Annotated in this window: 15 protein-coding genes; 9 read left to right on the top strand and 6 right to left on the bottom strand. The window is 69.1% G+C overall.

Going from position 1 to position 18063, the window contains the following annotated elements; genetic code table 11:
• Positions 1–684, bottom strand: coding sequence for a carboxypeptidase-like regulatory domain-containing protein (locus tag HUA78_RS06465; RefSeq protein WP_141645050.1), 684 nt, complete (start codon positions 682–684; stop codon positions 1–3).
• Positions 685–1017: 333 nt separating this feature from the next.
• Between HUA78_RS06465 and HUA78_RS06470 the strand changes: the two genes are divergently transcribed.
• On the top strand, positions 1018–3276 hold the full coding sequence (locus HUA78_RS06470) for a CocE/NonD family hydrolase (RefSeq protein WP_174475886.1): 2259 nt from the start codon (positions 1018–1020) through the stop codon (positions 3274–3276).
• 34 nt (positions 3277–3310) lie between these two features.
• Here HUA78_RS06470 and HUA78_RS06475 read toward each other — a convergent pair whose 3' ends face one another.
• The 3 genes from HUA78_RS06475 to HUA78_RS06485 form a co-directional block, all read right to left on the bottom strand.
• Positions 3311–4774, bottom strand: a complete 1464-nt coding sequence (locus HUA78_RS06475; protein WP_174475887.1) for a hypothetical protein — start codon at positions 4772–4774, stop codon at positions 3311–3313.
• Positions 4775–4963: 189 nt separating this feature from the next.
• On the bottom strand, positions 4964–7636 hold the full coding sequence (locus HUA78_RS06480; protein WP_174475888.1) for an N-acetylmuramoyl-L-alanine amidase: 2673 nt from the start codon (positions 7634–7636) through the stop codon (positions 4964–4966).
• Positions 7637–7672: 36 nt separating this feature from the next.
• Entirely contained in the window at positions 7673–8554 is an 882-nt protein-coding gene (locus HUA78_RS06485) for an OmpA family protein (RefSeq protein WP_174461071.1), read from the bottom strand.
• Positions 8555–8836: 282 nt separating this feature from the next.
• On the opposite strand from HUA78_RS06485, the gene HUA78_RS06490 reads away from it, so the two are divergent.
• A complete protein-coding gene (locus tag HUA78_RS06490) occupies positions 8837–9466 on the top strand; it encodes a hypothetical protein (RefSeq protein WP_174461070.1) in 630 nt (209 codons plus the stop codon).
• 15 nt (positions 9467–9481) lie between these two features.
• A complete protein-coding gene (locus tag HUA78_RS06495; protein WP_141645039.1) occupies positions 9482–10027 on the top strand; it encodes a hypothetical protein in 546 nt (181 codons plus the stop codon).
• Positions 10028–10034: 7 nt separating this feature from the next.
• Here HUA78_RS06495 and HUA78_RS06500 read toward each other — a convergent pair whose 3' ends face one another.
• On the bottom strand, positions 10035–10574 hold the full coding sequence (locus HUA78_RS06500; protein ID WP_141645038.1) for a hypothetical protein: 540 nt from the start codon (positions 10572–10574) through the stop codon (positions 10035–10037).
• A gap of 97 nt (positions 10575–10671) precedes the next feature.
• On the opposite strand from HUA78_RS06500, the gene HUA78_RS06505 reads away from it, so the two are divergent.
• From HUA78_RS06505 to HUA78_RS06520, 4 genes are all read left to right on the top strand, one after another.
• The gene (locus HUA78_RS06505) at positions 10672–11397 is read left to right on the top strand and encodes a TetR/AcrR family transcriptional regulator (protein ID WP_174461069.1); all 726 of its coding nucleotides are present in this window, start codon (positions 10672–10674) and stop codon (positions 11395–11397) included.
• A 9-nt stretch (positions 11398–11406) separates the two neighbouring features.
• The gene (locus tag HUA78_RS06510; RefSeq protein WP_174467977.1) at positions 11407–12315 is read left to right on the top strand and encodes a transglycosylase SLT domain-containing protein; all 909 of its coding nucleotides are present in this window, start codon (positions 11407–11409) and stop codon (positions 12313–12315) included.
• Positions 12316–12466: 151 nt separating this feature from the next.
• Positions 12467–12694, top strand: a complete 228-nt coding sequence (locus HUA78_RS06515) for a hypothetical protein (protein WP_174467976.1) — start codon at positions 12467–12469, stop codon at positions 12692–12694.
• A 117-nt stretch (positions 12695–12811) separates the two neighbouring features.
• A complete protein-coding gene (locus HUA78_RS06520) occupies positions 12812–14503 on the top strand; it encodes a von Willebrand factor type A domain-containing protein (RefSeq protein WP_254623593.1) in 1692 nt (563 codons plus the stop codon).
• Here the strand turns inward: HUA78_RS06520 and HUA78_RS06525 are convergent.
• Positions 14497–15240 (bottom strand): glucosamine-6-phosphate deaminase, encoded by a 744-nt coding sequence (locus HUA78_RS06525; RefSeq protein ID WP_174467975.1) that lies wholly within the window; start codon positions 15238–15240, stop codon positions 14497–14499. The genes HUA78_RS06520 and HUA78_RS06525 overlap by 7 nt on opposite strands.
• Before the next feature lie 207 nt (positions 15241–15447).
• Between HUA78_RS06525 and HUA78_RS06530 the strand changes: the two genes are divergently transcribed.
• Both HUA78_RS06530 and HUA78_RS06535 read left to right on the top strand, forming a co-directional pair.
• The gene (locus HUA78_RS06530; protein ID WP_174467974.1) at positions 15448–16875 is read left to right on the top strand and encodes an amidase; all 1428 of its coding nucleotides are present in this window, start codon (positions 15448–15450) and stop codon (positions 16873–16875) included.
• A gap of 78 nt (positions 16876–16953) precedes the next feature.
• Positions 16954–17991: a 6-phosphofructokinase gene (locus HUA78_RS06535; RefSeq protein WP_141645032.1), complete on the top strand. Its 1038-nt coding sequence runs from the start codon at positions 16954–16956 to the stop codon at positions 17989–17991.
• Positions 17992–18063: the final 72 nt, after the last annotated feature.

An 18063-nucleotide genomic window follows, 5' to 3' on the forward strand; every position in this document is an offset into this window, starting at 1 on the left:
TCAGTCCTCCTTCAGCGGCAAGCGGATGAGCAGCGGTTGGGGCTCGGAGGCGAGCGCCTCCGGACCCAGCGCGAGCAACTCCCCCTTCGCTCGCACCTCCAGCCGCCCCAGCGTGGCCACTGGCGGCACGCGGGGAAAACGAAAGCAGCCCTTGTCGTCCGTGCGCGTGGCCAGGCTCAGCCCGGGCAATTCCACCAGCGCACCCGGAATGGGCACGTCACCGGGACCGACGACACAGCCCAGCAGCGCCTCGGCGGGCACCGCCTGGGTGACGATGGGGAAGCGCACCCGGTGGACCACGGGTTGCGGACGCTCGCGTCGCACGGGCAGGCGCAGCCGGAAGCCGGGACGCGGGGGGATGCGCAGCCCCGCCCAGACACTGGCGGGCACGGGGGTGAGGTCCACCTCGAACTCGGCTTCCTCCATGGCCGCGAAGACCAGCTCCCCGAGCAGCCGGTGGGCGAGTTCAGGCGACTCGGCGCCCACGGTGACGAGGTAGCAGACGGAAATCTGGAGCGGCACGCGGCGTCCGCCTCTCGCGGGAGGCGCGGGCCCCAGCTCCAAGAGGTACAGGCACACGCCGCGCTCGACGGCGTCGCGGTCCGGCACGCCCAGGTACACGGGTGCGTCGCCGGAGATGCGGCCTGCCCACGACTTCAATCGCAGATCGACTTCGTCGATCATCCGGTCCCCCCCGAAGGCCCTGGGCCGGCGCTCAGCTTCCTGCATCGCCAGTGACGTCCGGGCTCGCAAGGTCGCATCGGCTGCGGGGAACGGTAACTGGTCCGAAGGATGGAGCCGCCGTCGCGGTCCCAACACGCCCTCGCCCATGGCACGCGCTTCGTCGGACGGAACACACAGCCAACGCGAACTCGTGAACCGAACGGGTGGGCTCCCCGCACACCTCCACCGTGAGAGGCCCCGGTGGACGCTCATGTCCGTGAAGAAATCCACGCATGCGGGGCCACCAGGAGGCGGGGCGGGAGCGTTATCTTCACGACCCTTCGCCGAGCCTCCATGCCCCGACTGTTCTGTCTTCCCCTCCTCCTCCTCGTCACCGTCGCCCAGGCCCAGCCTCGCGACTTCGCCGCTCCCACCTCCGCGGCCCCCGACGTCCTGGCCCAGGCCATGCCCGCCCTCGCGAGGCAGGTGCTGGCGCAGTACCCGGAGCAGGACGCTGACACGCGCCTGGGACACGTGTTCCGACTCCAGCTCGTAGCGGGAGACTTCGCGGGCGCGCTCGAGTCCATTCGAGCCCTGCGGCCCTTGCGCGAGGTGAAGTCGCCCGTGAAGGGCATCACCTTCCTTCAATACGAGGCCCACGCGCGGGCGAAGCTCGAACAGGCGACCCACGGGACGCCGTATGCACAGGCGCTGAGCACGGCCTTCCAACAGACGTTCGGCGCCTTGGATGACCGGGCGGCCTTCCAGGCCACGGGCATGTTCCGGTTCGACCTGGAGCGCGCGCGGAGAGAGCTGGAGGCCGGGGTCGAGGACGCGCGGAAGTCAGGCCGCGTCTCGCTGGCCCAGGCCCTGGAGCTGGTGCGGCTGTACCAGGTGCACCAGTCCTTCCAGGAGCTGCTCCCCCAGGCCGACGCCCTGTGGACCGAGGACGACGCGCGTCGCTACGTCATCGAGCGCGACCTCCTGGTGCGCACGCCGGATGGCGCCTCGGTGTCCGTCATCGTGGCGCGGCCCCGGAAGGCGTCAGGGCCGTTGCCCACGGCGATGTCCTTCACCATCTACGCCCAGGACGACAACGTTCGCGAGGCCGTGCGCTCGGCGGCGAATGGCTTCGCGGGCGTGACGGCGAACACGCGCGGCAAGCGAGGCAGTCCCCAGGCCCCCGTGCCCTTCGAGCACGACGGCGCCGACGCCACCGCCGTCATCGACTGGGTGAGCCGTCAGCCGTGGAGCGATGGTCAGGTCGGCATGTTCGGCGGCAGTTATGAAGGCTTCACCCAGTGGGCGGCGGCGAAGCACGGGCACCCGGCGCTGAAGACCATCATGCCGTCGGTCCCGGTCGCGCCGGGCATCGATGTGCCGATGCAGGGCAACGTCTTCCAGAGCTTCTTCTACAAGTGGCCGCGCTACGTCACGCTCGACAAGGGGCTGGCGGACGCGGACTACTTCGATGGCGCGCGGTGGGACGCGCTCGACGAGCGCTGGTTCGCGAGTGGCGAGCCCTACCGCGCGCTGGAGCGGCTGGATGGCCGTCCCAATCCCTTCTACCAGCGCTGGCTGAAGCACCCGGGCTACGACGGCTACTGGCGGAAGATGATTCCGTATCGCGAGGAGTTCGCGCGCATCCGCATCCCTGTCCTCACCACCACGGGCTACTACGACGGCTGCTCGCTGAGCGCGATGTATTACCTCACCGAGCACCTCAAGTACGCGAAGGACGCGAACCACACGTTCGTCATCGGGCCGTATGACCATGTCGGCGCGCAGCGCGTCTCCAGCGATGAGCTGATGGGCTACCGCATCGACCCCGTCGCCCGGCTCGACGTGATGGAGCTGCGCTACCAGTGGTTGAACCACGTGCTGCGCAAGGGGCCCCGGCCTGAGCTGCTCAAGGACCGCATCAACCACCAGGTGATGGGCACGAACACGTGGAAGCACGCGCCGGGTCTCCAGGCCTTGAGCAATGCCTCGCTGGAGCTGTACCTGGACCCCGCGCCCTCGGGTGACGCGCACCGGCTGGCCCTCAAGCCGCCCGCGCCGGGAACGGTGCTCCGTCAGCGTGTGGACCTGAAGGACCGCTCGGAGGGAAGACACTCCGAGCCCGCGCGCATCGTCGACACCACCGTGGACGCGCGCAACGGTTTCACCTTCGTCAGCGAGCCGCTCGATGCGCCCGTGGAGGTCAGCGGCCTGTTCTCAGGGCAGCTCGACTTCATCACCAACAAGAAGGACTTCGACTTCAACGTGGTGCTCTTCGAGCGCACCAAGGGGGGTGAGTACTTCTACCTGTCGTACGTGCTGGCGCGTGCCAGCTACGTCGCGGACCGCGCCCAGCGACGACTGCTCACGCCGGGCAAGCCCCAGCGCCTGACGTTCCAGAGCGGCAGGATGACCAGCCGCAAGCTCGAAGCGGGGAGCCAGGTCGTCATCGTGCTCGCCATCAACAAGCAGGCGCAGTCACAGGTCAACTACGGCACCGGCAAGGACGTCAGCAGCGAGTCCATCGCCGACGCGAAGGTTCCGCTCGACATCACCTGGCTCGGTGGAAGCCGCATCACCCTGCCCCTATGGCGGGAGCCTCCGGCCCCCTGAGCCGACTTCTGCCTCCCGACACAGGCGGACGGCGTCAGAGCGCGTGACAGACCTTGGGCTGGAGCGGCGTGGTCAGGAGCACGCCTTCCGGCAAGGCCGTCGCGGCCTTCCACGTCGTCACATTCGCGGGCACCAGCCGCGCCTCCTTGTCGACCTGGATGATGAGGCCACCATCCGGCAGCGACATCAGCGAGGCGCCGCCCGACCCTTCGTGGATGCGCACGCGCTTGTTGTCGCGAGCGACGCGTTCCACGACATGGCGCAGGATGCTCGTCGGCTCCGGCGTCGAGGCATCGCACCAGGACTCCACGGACGACACCCAGACCGCATCACCCACCGTCACCGCCTGGAGGAAAGGGTGCTTCGCGGGCACGGTGTCGTGCGGGATGCTCCGCTGCGTCGACTGCTCGACGAGTTTCCCCCCGTCCCTCATCCAGCCGTCGGGGAACCCGATGAGCACCGAGCCCTCGGAGACCAGTTCACCCTGGGCCGACACGGAACGATTGCGATGACCGCTCTCAGTGGCCACGTCACGCCACCCACTGAACTGGGGTTGTGTGGGATTGGTCTGGTCACCGTTCTGGACGCGGAAGGCCCACTTGCCTCGGACTTCGCTCCACTGGAGCGCCTGGGGGCCGCGATAGTCCGGAGTGGGGCTCCGCACGGGAGTCATCGGGCTCCCTGTGACGGCATCACGGACGCTTACCTCCAGGTCCGTGAGCATCGACGTCAGGCCCAACCCCAGTGCCCCTCGGACCAGCAGCACACTCGCGCGGTCGGTCGACAGGCGCGCGGTGATGGCGCCGGGCTCCAGCGGTCCCGCCGGCACGAAGCGGCCCTGCTTGGGCAGATAGACGCCCGCACGGAGCACCGCGGGAGGCGGCGTCGTGAACGCTCCCGAGTCGTCGCCCTCCTCGCTCCGTGGCGCCGCGGGCTTCCACCACACCACGGGAAGGCCCTGTGTCAGCGCGGTCCGCCAGGAAGCCTCGAGCCGAGGCAGCCGCGCGGCCAACGCCCGTCCCGGCTCGCTGTCACGCAGCGGCGCGAGCCCCGGGTCCGTCGCCCAGAGGGAGACAAAGCGCGGCAGGTCCGCCTGGAGGAGCGCTTCGATATCCCGTGCCGCCGCAATGAAGTCCTTGCGTCCGACAGCCGCGCGCACGGGCTGCAGCGCCGACTCCGTGTCCTGGAGGGCCTGCGCGGGGTTCACACCGAGCAGCGCCGGGCCCGCTGGGGATGGAGAGGACGGGGCGGAGGATGAGGTCCCCCCGGTTTGTGAAGGCACCGCACCCGTGGTCGCGCCGGCAAGCGACGTCCCCACGGTTCGCGGCTGAACCACTGGCGCCGACGTGGACGGCGCGGTGCCAGGCGTCGCCACCGAGGTCCGCTGCTGAAGCCCTGGCGTCGTCGAGGACGATTCCGCGGCGACCGCCTGCCGACAGGCACCGGTCAGCAGCGGCAACACCGCCACCATCCACCCCAGCGCCAGACGCAACGCCATGCCCGCCCACAGACGACCCGCCCCTCGCGAAACCACACTCACCCGACGCCCCATGGACGACCTCCCTCGACTCCAGAGCGACTCGGGATTGCGCCGGGCCGCCGGCACGGAACCACCCGCCGTGACGGCCCCCACTCGGGGCGTTGTCGTTCCTGGCTCGCGCTCATGGGGACCATCTTGTCACCGACCTCAAGGCGCGTGCAGGTGGAGCCGCATCTGCCCCAGCTCCGCCTGGAGCGTCGCGAACTCGGGCGTGACGGCCGTCAACTGCGCATCCGTGGCGGCCGTCGCCGCGAGCAGCCGCGTCAGCCATTCCAGGCTGTTGGCCGTCGCATCCACCTGGGGTCGGGTCGCACCGTCGGCGTCCTGCAACATCTCCATCTCCACCGAGCCCACGCCCTCGCGGTTGTTCAGATACGTCACCACGCGCCGCACCGTCTGGATGAACTCGTACCAGGCCGCCACCGTGGTGCCGTTACCAGGGCGGACATCCACCGCGTTCCCCGCGAGGTGCCGGCCCGCCCGAGCGCTCAGCGCGTTGACCTCCACCGCCACATGGCTCAGCAGCACCGTGACGCCGTGCTGGCGGTCGTTGATCATCTCCAGGGCATCCAGCAGGCGCATCCGGAAGCGCGTCGTCTGCTGCGGCGCCGCGGCCAGCGCCGTCAAATCACAGAGCCGGTCCACCGTGACTTCGTAGAGGTTGTCGTTCCACCGGACCTCCGCGTACCCCTGGGGCGGCGCCACGGAGGGGACGGGGTTCACGAAGCGCACCACGTACCCGTTCTCCACGGCGATGGTGCTCGTCACCTGTCCACGCGTCTTGTCCTGGGAGCGGAGAATCTGCTCGTGCCGCGCGACACGCTCGTTCATCCACTGCATGAACACGAGCGGGTGCAGGTGCCAGACATGCGAGTCGCCCAGGAAGGGCCCGATGACAGCCTCGGTGGCGACGCCCTGCATGTCCGTGTGGAAGCACAGGGGCCGGATGTTCGCCTCCCACTGCTCGTTGGTGAGCGCCTGCGTCAGCGCCACCTCGACGGCCGGCTGCCCCACGACGATGGTCTGCGTGAGCTGCTCACGCGTCTGCAGGCTCCACTCGCTGCGGAAGCGCACGGCCACCTGGCGCAAGTCGCTCACCGCCGTGCGGACATCGACCTGGGTGATGGGCGGATAACCCCGTCCCTGGAGCCAGTCATCCAGCGCGGGCAAGTCACAGACCAGGTCCTCCGTGGTGTCCTCCATCCGGTTGGCCGCATCCACCCACGGGCTGTCGGCGAACCGGGACACGTCCGCGGTGGTGAAGACCTCCACATGCACCGTGGGCCCATACACGGGCCCGGTGGCATCCATCCCGGTGATGTACGTGCCCGAGTGGCCTACCAGGTCACTGAGCAGCACGGTCTGGTCGGGATAGAAGATGTCGCCGTTGTCGGGCGCCTGGTCCGTCGGATGGTCGATGAAGTAGTGATTGAGCCAGTCCGGATGCGCCGCGTAGTCGACCACCGCCACCCCCGCGTCGCTGCGCGCAATCACCTGCGGTCGCAGGTGCATGTAGAGGGAGTAGACGGTCTCCGTGGAGTCCGCCCCGTAGTCGATTTCCCCCTCGCGGTTCGCGTCCTCGCGCACGTGTACTTCATGACGCACGAGCACGAAGCAGCGGCTGTAGCGAGGCTCGACTCCCTGCACCAGCCCGTTGACGACCCGCGCGGCGACGATGCGGCCGTTGGCCATGGCATAGACGGGCCGCGCGTTCTCCCCCGAGGGGAGGTGGATGCCGCCGTGCCACAAGCGATTGAGGCCCACCGGGAAGTAGCCGCCGCCCGTGCCCTCGCATTCGGTGAAGTAATCCACGCGACGGCTTGCGACGTTGTACGCCGTCATCGCGATGTAGTCGGCGGAGCGCGCCGTCTCGAGGTAGTTCAGCGCCCGCGTCGTGTCGTCCAGGTTGACGGGGTACCACCACTCGTCGCTGACGCCGCGCTTGAGCCGGTAGAAGTCCATGGACGCGCCCGGGTCCGAGCGGTCCGCCTGGATGTTGTTGTGCCCGATGATTCCCTGGAAGGAGCGCACCCGCTCCTTGTTCTGGAGCACCGCGGGCGTGTTGAGCTCGATGAGGTCCTGAACGTCAATCCAGGGTTGCTCGACGCCGGTGGCCGGATGCAGCAGGAAGGCCTTGGGAATGCGATTCATCTCGCACATGCACTTCGCCCACTTCACCAGCGTCTGGTACTGCTCCTCGGTGAAGAGCACGTCCAGCGGGTACGTGGCGCGGTTGTCATTGCGCTCGTCGTCGAACGTCGCGACCTTGATGTAGTAGTAGGAGCGGCTGGCGCTGGTGCTCTGGAGCACCGTCCCGCCATTGATTTTGCCCAGCTTGTACCGGCGCGTGCCGCCCGTCTTCGAGCCCGGATGGGTGCTGTAATTACACTCGTCCGGGAAGGTCGTCACGGTCTGGAAGTCGATGCCGGGATAGCCATTGACGCTGTAGAGCGCGGGGCCCTGCTGAATCTTGCCGAAGCGCGCCAGCTCCACGCCGATGGACGTGAGGTTGACGAAGCTGTACTGCCCGGAGAAGTCGGGCGCACCGCCCACGTGGTTGGTGCGGACAATCATCTCCTCGCACTGGAACAGCGTCCCATCCAGGTCGATGTTGAAGGTGGCGCCGTACCAGTCCGTGGCGGGCGCCTGCCAGTTCCCCGCCACCCAGCCGTGGGTGTAGTGCAGGGTGATGGTCCGCGTGACGTTCCGGTGGCGCGTCGCCGCGTTCCAGGCCGGAGTGCTGGTGGGCGGCTGCTGGTCTCCCACCGCGGTCAACACATCGGTACGTCCGTAGAGTCTCAGGACTTCCGGAACGGGCATGATGGCTCCACGCGAGCTGAAGGCAGGACGGCCGCCTCAGACAGAGAAGAAGAAGGTGTGGCGCGGGGTGATGGGCAGATAGCTGCGCTGGTAGCCGCCCTGGGCCCCGTAGAGTTGCGCGCCCGGAGGACTCTGGCGCGAGAAGTCCGGCGGCGGCTCCTCGAAGAAGACCAGCTCCACGCGTCGGTTGACCTGGGAGCGAAGGTTGTCCTGGCCCTGGCCTTCGATGGGCCAGTCCTCGCCGCACCCGAGCACCGCGGGCGTGGCGAAGCTCAGCGCACCCCGCGCGGCTTTCAGGTCCACGCGGCCCGCGACATACGTCTCATAGAGTTGGAAGACGGCCTTCCAATCCTCCACGCCCGGCGCGCGGGAGTCCGGCGGCTTCGAGCCGTGCGCGGCCTCCACGGCCTTGCGGAACGCCTCGAGCGCCGCCGTGGTGCGCTTGCCGTGCTGGCCATCGATGCCACCCGGGTCGCAGTTCCAGCCGTACTCGTCCGCCACCCAGGTGAGGACCGTCTGGTAGTCCTGCACCGTGTGCTCGGCGCACGAGGAGGCCCAGCCCGCCTTGTCGCCCGTCAGGAAGTCATGGACGTTCTGCGCGCGGGCCTTCGACAAGGCGCGGTTGGAGCCATCCCCTCCGACGCTGTCGGTGTGCCCGGCGACGAGCAGGGTCTGCTTCTTCTCCAGCGCATACTCGAGCGCGCGGATGACACACGTCAGTCCGCCCGTGTGGCCCTGGCGCCAGTTCTCGCGCGCATGAGGCGCGGGCAGCAGCACGGCGCTTCCGGAGTGGAAGTTGAGGTCGTCCAGCTCCACCACGACGGCCGCGCGACGCTTGAGGACCAGGGTGTGGGCTTCGCCCGTGGGCAATCCGAGGCCCGCTGTGAGCTTCCGCGCGGTGACCTTGCTGTGAGACATCCTCGCCCCCCGGACCGCTGTTGTTGGAAGTTGAACTCTAGTCGTTCCTTCACCGCGCGTGCGAGTCCCTCCAGCAAGAAGTCGACGCGCGTGGGTGACTCGCGCCTGCCTGCCCCGCATGACGCGGCAGCGCTCCGCTCCACCGAGAATCCTCGCGCCAGGAACCCAGGGCTTTCCGCGCCTCGGCCGTGAGGGCTCATCATTTTCATCCCCGCGACTTCCGTTTCCGCGCTCGCCGCCGAATGATGCTCGCCGGGCCGGACATCCTTCGTGGAACAGCACATGACGATGGCAACACCTTCGACGAGACGACGTGCGGCATCCCTCCGACGACATGGCACGGCCCTGGCCTGCCTCGTGGCGGTGGCCACCGGGGCCGCCGCCCACGCGCAGGAGACGGCGGGCGCGGAGCCCTACCGACTGGGACTGCTGGTGGATGCGGGCGCGCCCCACGGCATCGGCGTGTCCGCGGTCTTCAAGCCCCTGCCCTGGCTGCGGCTGCAAGCAGGTCCCACCACCAACACGTTGAGCCTGGGGTTTCGGGGCGGCCTCAGCCTCCTTCCGATGCAGACGTTCATCTCCCCCTCCATCAACGTGGAGGGCGGGCACTACTTCGGCTCCGACTACAACGACGTGGTGGACTGGCTGGGCGCCACGCCGACATCGGCGACGTCCGCCATCCGCGACATCAGCTACGACTACGTCGCCGGCAGCGTGGGGCTCGAAATCGGCGCCGCCAACCGGTTCAACTTCTTCCTGCACCTGGGCCTGAGCTACGTGCGCATGGGCGTGGACGACGCGAGCGCGCTCATCGAAGACGCCACGGACGAGTCGGACATCACCGCGCGAAACCTCACCGTGCGCGCCACCATCCCCTCCGTGAAGGTGGGCTTCCTCTTCTATTTCTTCTGAGTCTGGAGACACACCATGCGAACGAATTCCTTCCGCGCCCTGGTGCTCTCCACCTGTGCGCTCGTCGCCACCGGCTGCGACTCGCTCTTCTTCATCGAGGCGGAGGCCGAGGAGATCTGCAAGGCCGAACCCGACGTCGACTTCCCGGCGGCCTTCCCCGGCACCCTCAGCATCGAGTACTCGATGGAGTTCCCGCTGGGTGACTTCGACGAGGTGCTTCCCCAGGACACCGACGTGGAGACGGAGCTGCGGCTCAAGGGCTTCGAGGTGACGTCCAGCACGGACCTGAGTGGCATCGAGCGCGCCAGCGTCTCCGTGGTCCGCCCGGGCACCAGCGAGAGCATCCTCATTGGCGAGTACCGCCGCACCAACACGTCGCCCACGCAGTCCATCCGGCTCACCGGCAGCGGCGCGGTGAACCTGCTGGACATGGCCCGCGAGGACGCGCTCGAGCTGACCTTCGAGGCGCGGGGCTCGCTGCCCACGCGCGACTGGAACGCGAGAATCGAAGCGTGCGCGGGCGTGCGTGCCAAGGCGAACTACTTCGACCTCGTCTTCTAACCCCGCGTCACGGGTGCGCGGGGGACGCGGACGTCAGGCGTTCCCCCGTGCCCATGGGCACCGGCACCGTGGAGGCCGAGGGCTGCACGCCCAGGTACTCGCGCCGCGTGCCCAGCAGGTTGTCGAAGAACGGGTGCGTCACGCACCAGTTCGCGTTCTGGTCCGAGCCCAGGTGGTGGTCGTAGTGCCAGGGCAGATGCTCCCGGGCCCACTGGGGGTCCAGGTGCGCGCGGCGGTGGACGCGGTAGTAGTTCACCGCGCACGCCCACACGGTGCCCACGAAGAAGGGGGCTACCGGGAACAGCGGCGCGTGCGCCAGGGCCACCGCGGCCAGCCCCAGGAGCTCCTTCGTCTGCGCGGACCAGGTCCACAGCGAGCGCAGGTACTGGTCATCCAGCATGTCGTGCTTGCGGGACGCCTGGTGGTGCTCGTGCCAGTGGAAGCCCCAGAAGCTTCCCCGGTGTCGACCCAGGCCATGCAGCACGTACTTGTGCAGCGCCCATTCGCCAAAATTGGAGTACGCCCAGCCCAGAGGGATGCCGATCATCGTCGCTCTCCAGCGGGGCGCCCGGCCGACTCCCCGCCCTCAATATCATGACTATTTGGTCACTCTTTTTCTATCACGCAATGAGTCGGAGCGCACGATGGTGAGCCGCGACGGCACGAAGGCCAGGGGCGTGGAGGCGGACAAGCGGCCGGGGCGGCCGGGGGGCCCGAGGGAGACGGCGCGGCGGGAGAGGAGGAAGGAGCTGGAGGACGCGGCGTTGCGGCTCTTCGTGGAGCGGGGGCTGGACGCGGTGACCATCGACGACATCACCCAGGCGGCGGGGGTGGCCAAGGGGACGTTCTACCGGTACTTCGTCGACAAGGCGGCGCTCGTGGAGGCGCTCTTGGAGCCGGTGCGGGGCGAGCTGCTCTCGGGGTTGGAGGCGTGCGGCCAGGCGCTCGGGAAGGCGCGGGGCGTGGAGGCGATGTTCGAGGCGTACCGCGCCATGGCTGCCGTCATCGCGAGCGCGCTGTTGCAGTACCCCGGCGTGGTGCGGCTGTACCTCCAGGAGAGTCGGGGGCCAGCGGTGGGTGCGCGGCGGAAGGTGGCGCAGCTGGCGCGGGAGGTGTCGCGGCATGCGGTGGATATCACCCAGAAGGCGCACACGCATGGGCTGTTGCGGCCGATACGGCCAGCGGTGAGCGGGCTCGCGGTGGTGGGGGCGGTGGAGCGGCTGCTGCTGGCGGTGTTGAGTGAGGAGGACATCGGCAATCCGCTGGAGTTGCCGGACGCGCTCACGACGCTGGTGCTGGACGGACTGCGGGTGCCGCCTGGGACACGGGAGGGGCGCCGGAAGTTGGACGGGGGAGCCAAGCGCACTTAAGGGTGGAGTGTGGCGCGCAAGCGGGCCCTGGGTGGCTTCAGCATTCCGTGGTGGGCGTGGGTGGGGCTGGCGGCTGTCACGCCGGTGGTCCTCATCAACACGGCCATTGCGTGGCTGGGTGACACGCACGTGTCGCCGCTGTCGCTGTCGTTCCTGGAGATGAAGGTGAACGCGCTGCGCACGTATGTGGCGCACCGGCCGTCGTGCGTGCTGGATGGGCACGAGCCGCTGGAGCCGCTCATCGCACGGGCGGAGCGGCGCCATGGGCTGCCCGCGGGACTGCTGCAGGCGCTGGTGCTGGTGGAGTCGGAGGGGCGGGTGCACCGCATCTCTCCGGCGGGCGCGATGGGACCGGGACAGTTGATGCCCACCACGGCGGTGATGCTGGGGGTGGAGGACCCGTTCGACCCGGAGCCCGCACTGGATGGGAGCGCGCGATATCTGGCCGAACAGCTCCGGCGGTTTCGCGACGTGAGGCTCGCGGTGGCCGCGTACAACGCGGGGCCTGGCGCGGTGGATGGGCGCGTGCCGAGGAATGGGGAGACGGAGTACTACGTACCCAAGGTGCTCACGGCCTGGGTGCGGACACGGCCGCCGGAGCCGCCGCCTCGTCCAGTGCCCGTGGTCGCGGCGCGTGCTCGGCCCGTGGTGGCCGTGGTGGCGAAGCCCGTGGCTCCCGCGCGGCCCGCCGTGGCGCCGGTGAGCAAGAAGGCGGGGCCCAGGGTGGCGGCGAAGCCCGTGGCCCCCGTGCGCCCCAAGGTCGTCGCAAAGCCCGTGACGGCGCCAGCACGCACCGCGGTCGTCGCCAAACCGGTGGCACCCAAGGCGAAGCCGAAGAGCGAGGCTGTTCCCGCGAAAGCGCCGACTCGCGCGACGCAAGCGAAGCCCACCGTCACCGCGAACACGCGACCGGGCTGAACAGGGACCGGCCTCAAGGGTCGCCACCATGGCGACCTGTCTTTCGAGTCCTCTTCGCCGTGACACGCCGCGTGGCCACGAAGCACTCGACAACTTTGCGCGCGGCATGTTGGGTTCGAACCCTTTCGCTGAAACGAGTCCCGGGTCGACCATGAAGCGAGCCACCCGCATCCGTCAGTCCGCAATCCGCGTCCGCAGCGGCAGCCGACTGGCCCTGTTCCTTCTGGCCCTGTGTCTGTGCGCGATGTTCTTCAGCGTGACGTGGGCCGCGAAAACCATAGGAATCCTGATCCTCTACGTCGCGGCCACGACAGCCCTTGAGGCCTGGAACGTGTGGCGCCTGAGTCGCCTTCCACCCAAGGAGTCGAATCGAAGCTGAAACCCGACGTGTGCGGGGAGGCCGCATCGGTCGGATGACCGACCTCCTCCCGTTGACCGACCTCGGGCGAATGACGGACGCGCGGCGTGAAGCACTCGTGCGACGAGTAGCTCACGCATGACGACTCCCTCCACGCCCCGAGGCTCCATGAGCAAGCGCTTGAAGGTCCTCTACTCCCTGCTGTCCCTCGTGCTCGCCTTCGTGGGCGTGGTCACCCTGTTCGGCGACAACATCCGCAAGTACTTCGGCGCGACCTGCGGGGCGCTCGCCGGCAACCCAGACGTGGCCCACAGGAAGAGCATGCGCACCTTCGGAGAGAACACCGCCTACGGCAACGACGGCGCGCCCTCCACTGTCGACTCCCTCCAACGCAAGCCGATGCGCCACTTCAACTCGGGCGCCTACGCCGAGGCTCCCGCTCCCAGCCAGCGCGAGGAGCGCCTCGCCTCCAACGCCTATACCCGCACCGAGAACGACCCGCTCTCCACCTTCGCCGTGGACGTGGACACCGCCTCCTACGCCCTCTTCCGCCGCGCCGTGAAGGGTGACCGGCTGCCCTCCGCCGACACCGTCCGCGTGGAGGAATGGGTCAACTACTTCCGCTACCGCGTCCCCGAGCCCAAGCCCGACGAGGGCGCCTTCCACGTCGCGCTCGAAGCCGCGCCCTCCCCCTTCGCCCCCAGCCAGCACATCCTCAAGGTGAGCCTCCAGGGCCGCCACGTCGCCAAGGCCCAGCGCAAGCCCACGCACCTGGTCTTCCTCGTGGATACCAGCGGCTCCATGAACGGCGAGGACCGGCTGGAGCTCGCCAAGACGTCGATGAAGCTCGCCGTCGCCGGCCTCAACCCCGCCGACACCGTCACCATCTCCACCTACGCCGGTGACGTGCGCACCGTGCTGGACACCACGCCCGCGCGCGACCGCAAGGTCATCGAAGCCGCCATCGACGGCCTCTCCTCCGGCGGCGGCACCGCCATGGGCAGCGGCCTGGAGCTGGCCTACCAGCACGCCGTCCGCATGGCCGGAGCCAACCGCGTCTCCCGCGTCGTCGTCCTCACCGACGGCGACACCAACCTCGGCCGCAACCAGACGGCGGACGCCATGCTGGAGAGCATCAGCCGCTACGTGAAGGAAGGCGTCACCCTCTCCACCATCGGCTTCGGCATGGGCAACTACCGCGATGACCTGATGGAGCGCCTGGCCAACAAGGGCAACGGCAACTGCTACTACATCGACTCCGAGCGCGAGGCCCGCCGCGTCTTCCAGGAGCAGCTCGGCGGCACCATGGAGGTCATCGCCCAGGACGTCAAAATCCAGGTGGAGTTCGACCCGACCGCCGTGCGCGGCTACCGGCTGCTCGGCTACGAGAACCGCGCCATCGCCGACAACGACTTCCGCAAGGACGCCGTCGACGCGGGCGAAATCGGCGCGGGCCACACCGTCACCGCGCTCTACGAACTGGACCTCACTGGAGAAGGCTCCACCGTGGCCACCGTCCGCGTGCGCGCCAAGAAGCCCGGCGACTCCGAGGTCGCCGAGCAACGCTTCACCCTGCCGCGCCACCAGGTGCGCGAGTCCCTGTCGACCGCCTCCTCCGACCTGCGCTTCGCCCTCGCCGTCGCCGGCACCGCGGACCTCCTGCGCGGCACCACCCCGACGGATGACCGCGGCTTCGCGCGCATCCACTCGCTCGCCGAGGATGCCGTGGATGGCCAGGAGGACCGCGAGGAGTTCCTCACCCTGCTCGGCAAGCTGCGCGAGCTGATGTCGCCGCGCCTTGTCCGCAACGCGAACTCGACGCGCTACTGAGTCCGCGCCGACAGGGCGCTCGCCGAGGCCCTGTCCAACCACACCTCCACGTCGCGGTGCAGTTGCAGGAACGACGCGGGGCAGCGCGGAGTCACGGGGCCCTCCATCATGGCCTTCACCGCCTCCGCCTTGCCCTCGCCAAACGCCAGCAGCATCGCGCGCCGCGACTGGATGAGCGCTCCCATTCCCAACGTCAGCGCCTCCAGCGGCACGCGGCTCGAGTCATCACCGAAGAGCATCGCGTTGGCCTCCCGCGTCTCCCGGCTCAGCCGCGTCCGGTGACAGCGCGCCTGCAATTGCTCCGCGGGCTCGTTGAAGGCCAGATGCCCGTTGGCGCCAATGCCCAGCAGCACCAACCCCAGCCCACCCTCCGCCGCCAGCTCCGCCTCGTAGCGCGCGCACTCGACCTCCGCGTCCGGCGCCGCGCCGTCGAGGAAGTGGATGCGCTCCTCCGACAGATTCACCTTCCGGAAGAAGTGCCGGTCCATGTACGCGCGAAAGCTGCCACCGTCCTCCGCCGACACCCCGAGCAGTTCGTCCAGGTTGAACGTCCGCGCGCGAGACCAATCCACCGCCTTGCGCTCATGCAACGCCACCAGCTCCCGGTACACGTTGAGCGGCGTGCGCCCCGTGGGAAGCCCCAGCACCAGCGACGGATGAGACATCACCGCCTCGCGGACTCGCGCGGCGCATGCGACGGCCGCGTCCTGCTCGGACTCGAAGACTCGAAGGTGCAAGGAGGCTCTCCGCTCGCGAAAGAGGCGCGCACACGAGCATAGAAGCCCCACCTCCAACACGAGCCCTGAGTCAGGAACGCGTTCACCACGAGGCGCGTCTGTGACAACTGCTGCAACTGTCTCTTTCCGATACCGCACAAACGCAACGCGTCATGCGTGGCGGCCCGCATGCGAAGGTGTCGACGAGGAAAGCGGTAGAGTCGACGGATGGACCCCTTCGTCAGCCTCGACGCCACCGCCCAGGCCGAGCTCGTCCGCAGCGGTGAAGTCACGCCGCTGGAGCTGGTGGACGCGGCCATCGCTCGCATCGAGCGCTGCAACCCGAAGCTCAACGCCGTCGTGCAGACGCAGTTCGACACGGCGCGCGCGCGGGCGAAGGCGCCCCTTCCCCAGGGCCCCTTCACCGGCGTGCCCTTCCTGCTCAAGGACCTGCTCGCCGCACAGGAGGGCTACCCGCTGAGCTTCGGCTCGCGCTTCACGAAGGACTTCTCACCGAACCACGACAGTGAGCTGGTCAAGCGCCACCTGCGCGCGGGGCTCGTCGTGCTGGGAAAAACCAATACGCCGGAGCTGGGCCTCCTGCCCACCACGGAGGGCGCGTTGCACGGCCCCTGTCGCAACCCGTGGGACGTGACGCGCTCGCCCGGAGGCTCCAGCGGCGGCGCCGCGGCGGCGGTGGCCAGCGGCATGGTGCCCTTCGCGCATGCATCCGACGGCGGCGGCTCCATCCGCATCCCCGCGTCGAGCTGCGGCCTGTTCGGCCTCAAGCCCAGCCGGGGCCGCAACCCCACCGGACCGGAGCTGACGGACAGCGTCCACTGGCTGGTGGGCGAGCATGCCCTCACCCGCACGGTGCGAGACAGCGCCACCCTGCTGGACGCCACCGAGGGCCCCGACCTGGGTGCGCCCTACATCGCCCCGCCCAAGACGCGGCCCTACAGCATGGAGGTCGGCGCGCCACCTGGACGCCTGCGCATCGGCCTGACGCTGCGCAACGCCGTGGGCGCCCCCGTCCACCCGGAGTGCCTGGCCGCGGTCGCCGCCACCGCCCGGCTGCTGGAGGGCCTGGGCCACTCCGTCCTCGAAGGCAGCCTGCAGATACCGGGCGACGAGGAGCTGGGACAGCACTTCATGACGGCGTGGGCCGCCAGCGTGGTGAACAGCATCGAGGGCCTGGGCCGGCGCATGCGCCGCACCCCGGAGCCCGAGCACTTCGAGCCCTTCACCTGGGCGCTCTACCAGTTCGGACTGAGCCAGGGCCTGACGGCCTACCTGCACGCCCAGGCGGAAGTGCTGCGCTTCGGCCGCGCCTTCGCCCGACGCTTCGAGGACGTGGACGTGTGGCTCCTGCCCACCGTCACCGAGCCCGCGCCCACGCTGGGCACCTTCACCGCCCCGCCCGACGAGCCGCTCGCTCCGCTGTTCCGCTCGGCGGCCTTCACGCCCTACTGCCCCATGGCGAACATGGCGGGCAACCCGGCCATGAGCGTGCCCCTCCATTGGAGCCCGGAGGGTCTGCCGGTGGGCGTCCAGTTCATCGCCCGATTCGGCGACGAGGCCACCCTCTTCCGGCTGGCCGCGCAGCTCGAGTCGGCGCACCCCTGGACGCACCGGCGCCCCTCGGTGTTCGGCTAGGGGTCGCCACGTCCTTCGGAGAGCGCTCGGGCAAACTTCGCGAGCACGCATGGCGCCGGGCGCGATACAACCTTCCCCATGAAAGTCGCCGTGCTCACCGGCGGGGGTGACTGCCCCGGCCTGAACGCCGTCATCCGCGCCATCGTCCGCCGCGCCACCGCCCACGGTTTCGAGATGATGGGCCTTCGAGACGGATGGAAGGGCCTGCTCGAGGACAACCACTTCCGCCTCACGCGGGAGACCACCTCCGGAATCCTCCACCGGGGCGGCACCATCCTCGGCACCTCGCGCGTCAACCCCTTCAAGGTCGAGAACGGGCTGGAGAAGGTCAAGCGCGCCATTGAACGCAATGGCATCCACGCCGTCATCGCCATCGGCGGCGAGGGCACGCTGTCCGCCGCCACGCGCATGTCGGAAGAGGGGCTGCGCATCGTCGGCGTGCCGAAGACCATCGACAACGACCTCAACGGCACGGAGTTCACCTTCGGCTTCGACACCGCCGTGGCCATTGCCACGGAGGCCGTGGACCGGCTGCACTCCACCGCCGAGTCCCACAAGCGCGTCATCGTCTGCGAGGTCATGGGCCGGCACGTGGGCTGGATTGCCACCTACGCGGGCATCGCCGGCGGCGCGGACGTCATCCTCGTCCCGGAGATTCCCGCCGACCTGGAGCGCGTGGCCGAGCACATCCAGCGCCGCCACGCGGGCGGGCGCACCTTCTCCATCGTCGTCGTCGCGGAAGGCACGCGCATCAAACTGGCGGCGGACCAGAACGAGCAGCTCGTCACCAGCGGCGCGCTGGACGAAGCAGGCCGGCCGCGCCTGGGCGGCGTGGGCAACATCGTCGCGCACGAAATCGAGCGCCGCACCGGCTTCGAGACGCGCGTGTCCGTGCTGGGCCATATCCAGCGCGGCGGCGCACCCACCGCGCATGACCGCGTGCTCGCCACCCGCTACGGCGTCCACGCCTGCGACATGGTGGCCCGAGGCGAGTTCGGGAAGATGGCCGCGCTCAAGGGCAACGAAATCATCAGCGTGGACCTGTCCGCCGCGACGAAGGAGCTCAAGAAGGTGCCCAAGGAGTTCTTCGAGGTCGCCCAGGTCTTCTTCGGCTGACGCAGTGCGATAACAAACGAGCCGCATGACGCGGGACGCTGGCTCGTGTGCGCATCCGGTAGCATCGGTGGC

Origin of the sequence: Myxococcus sp. CA033, from assembly GCF_013336625.1 — a bacterium.
Taxonomy (GTDB): domain Bacteria; phylum Myxococcota; class Myxococcia; order Myxococcales; family Myxococcaceae; genus Myxococcus; species Myxococcus llanfairpwllgwyngyllgogerychwyrndrobwllllantysiliogogogochensis.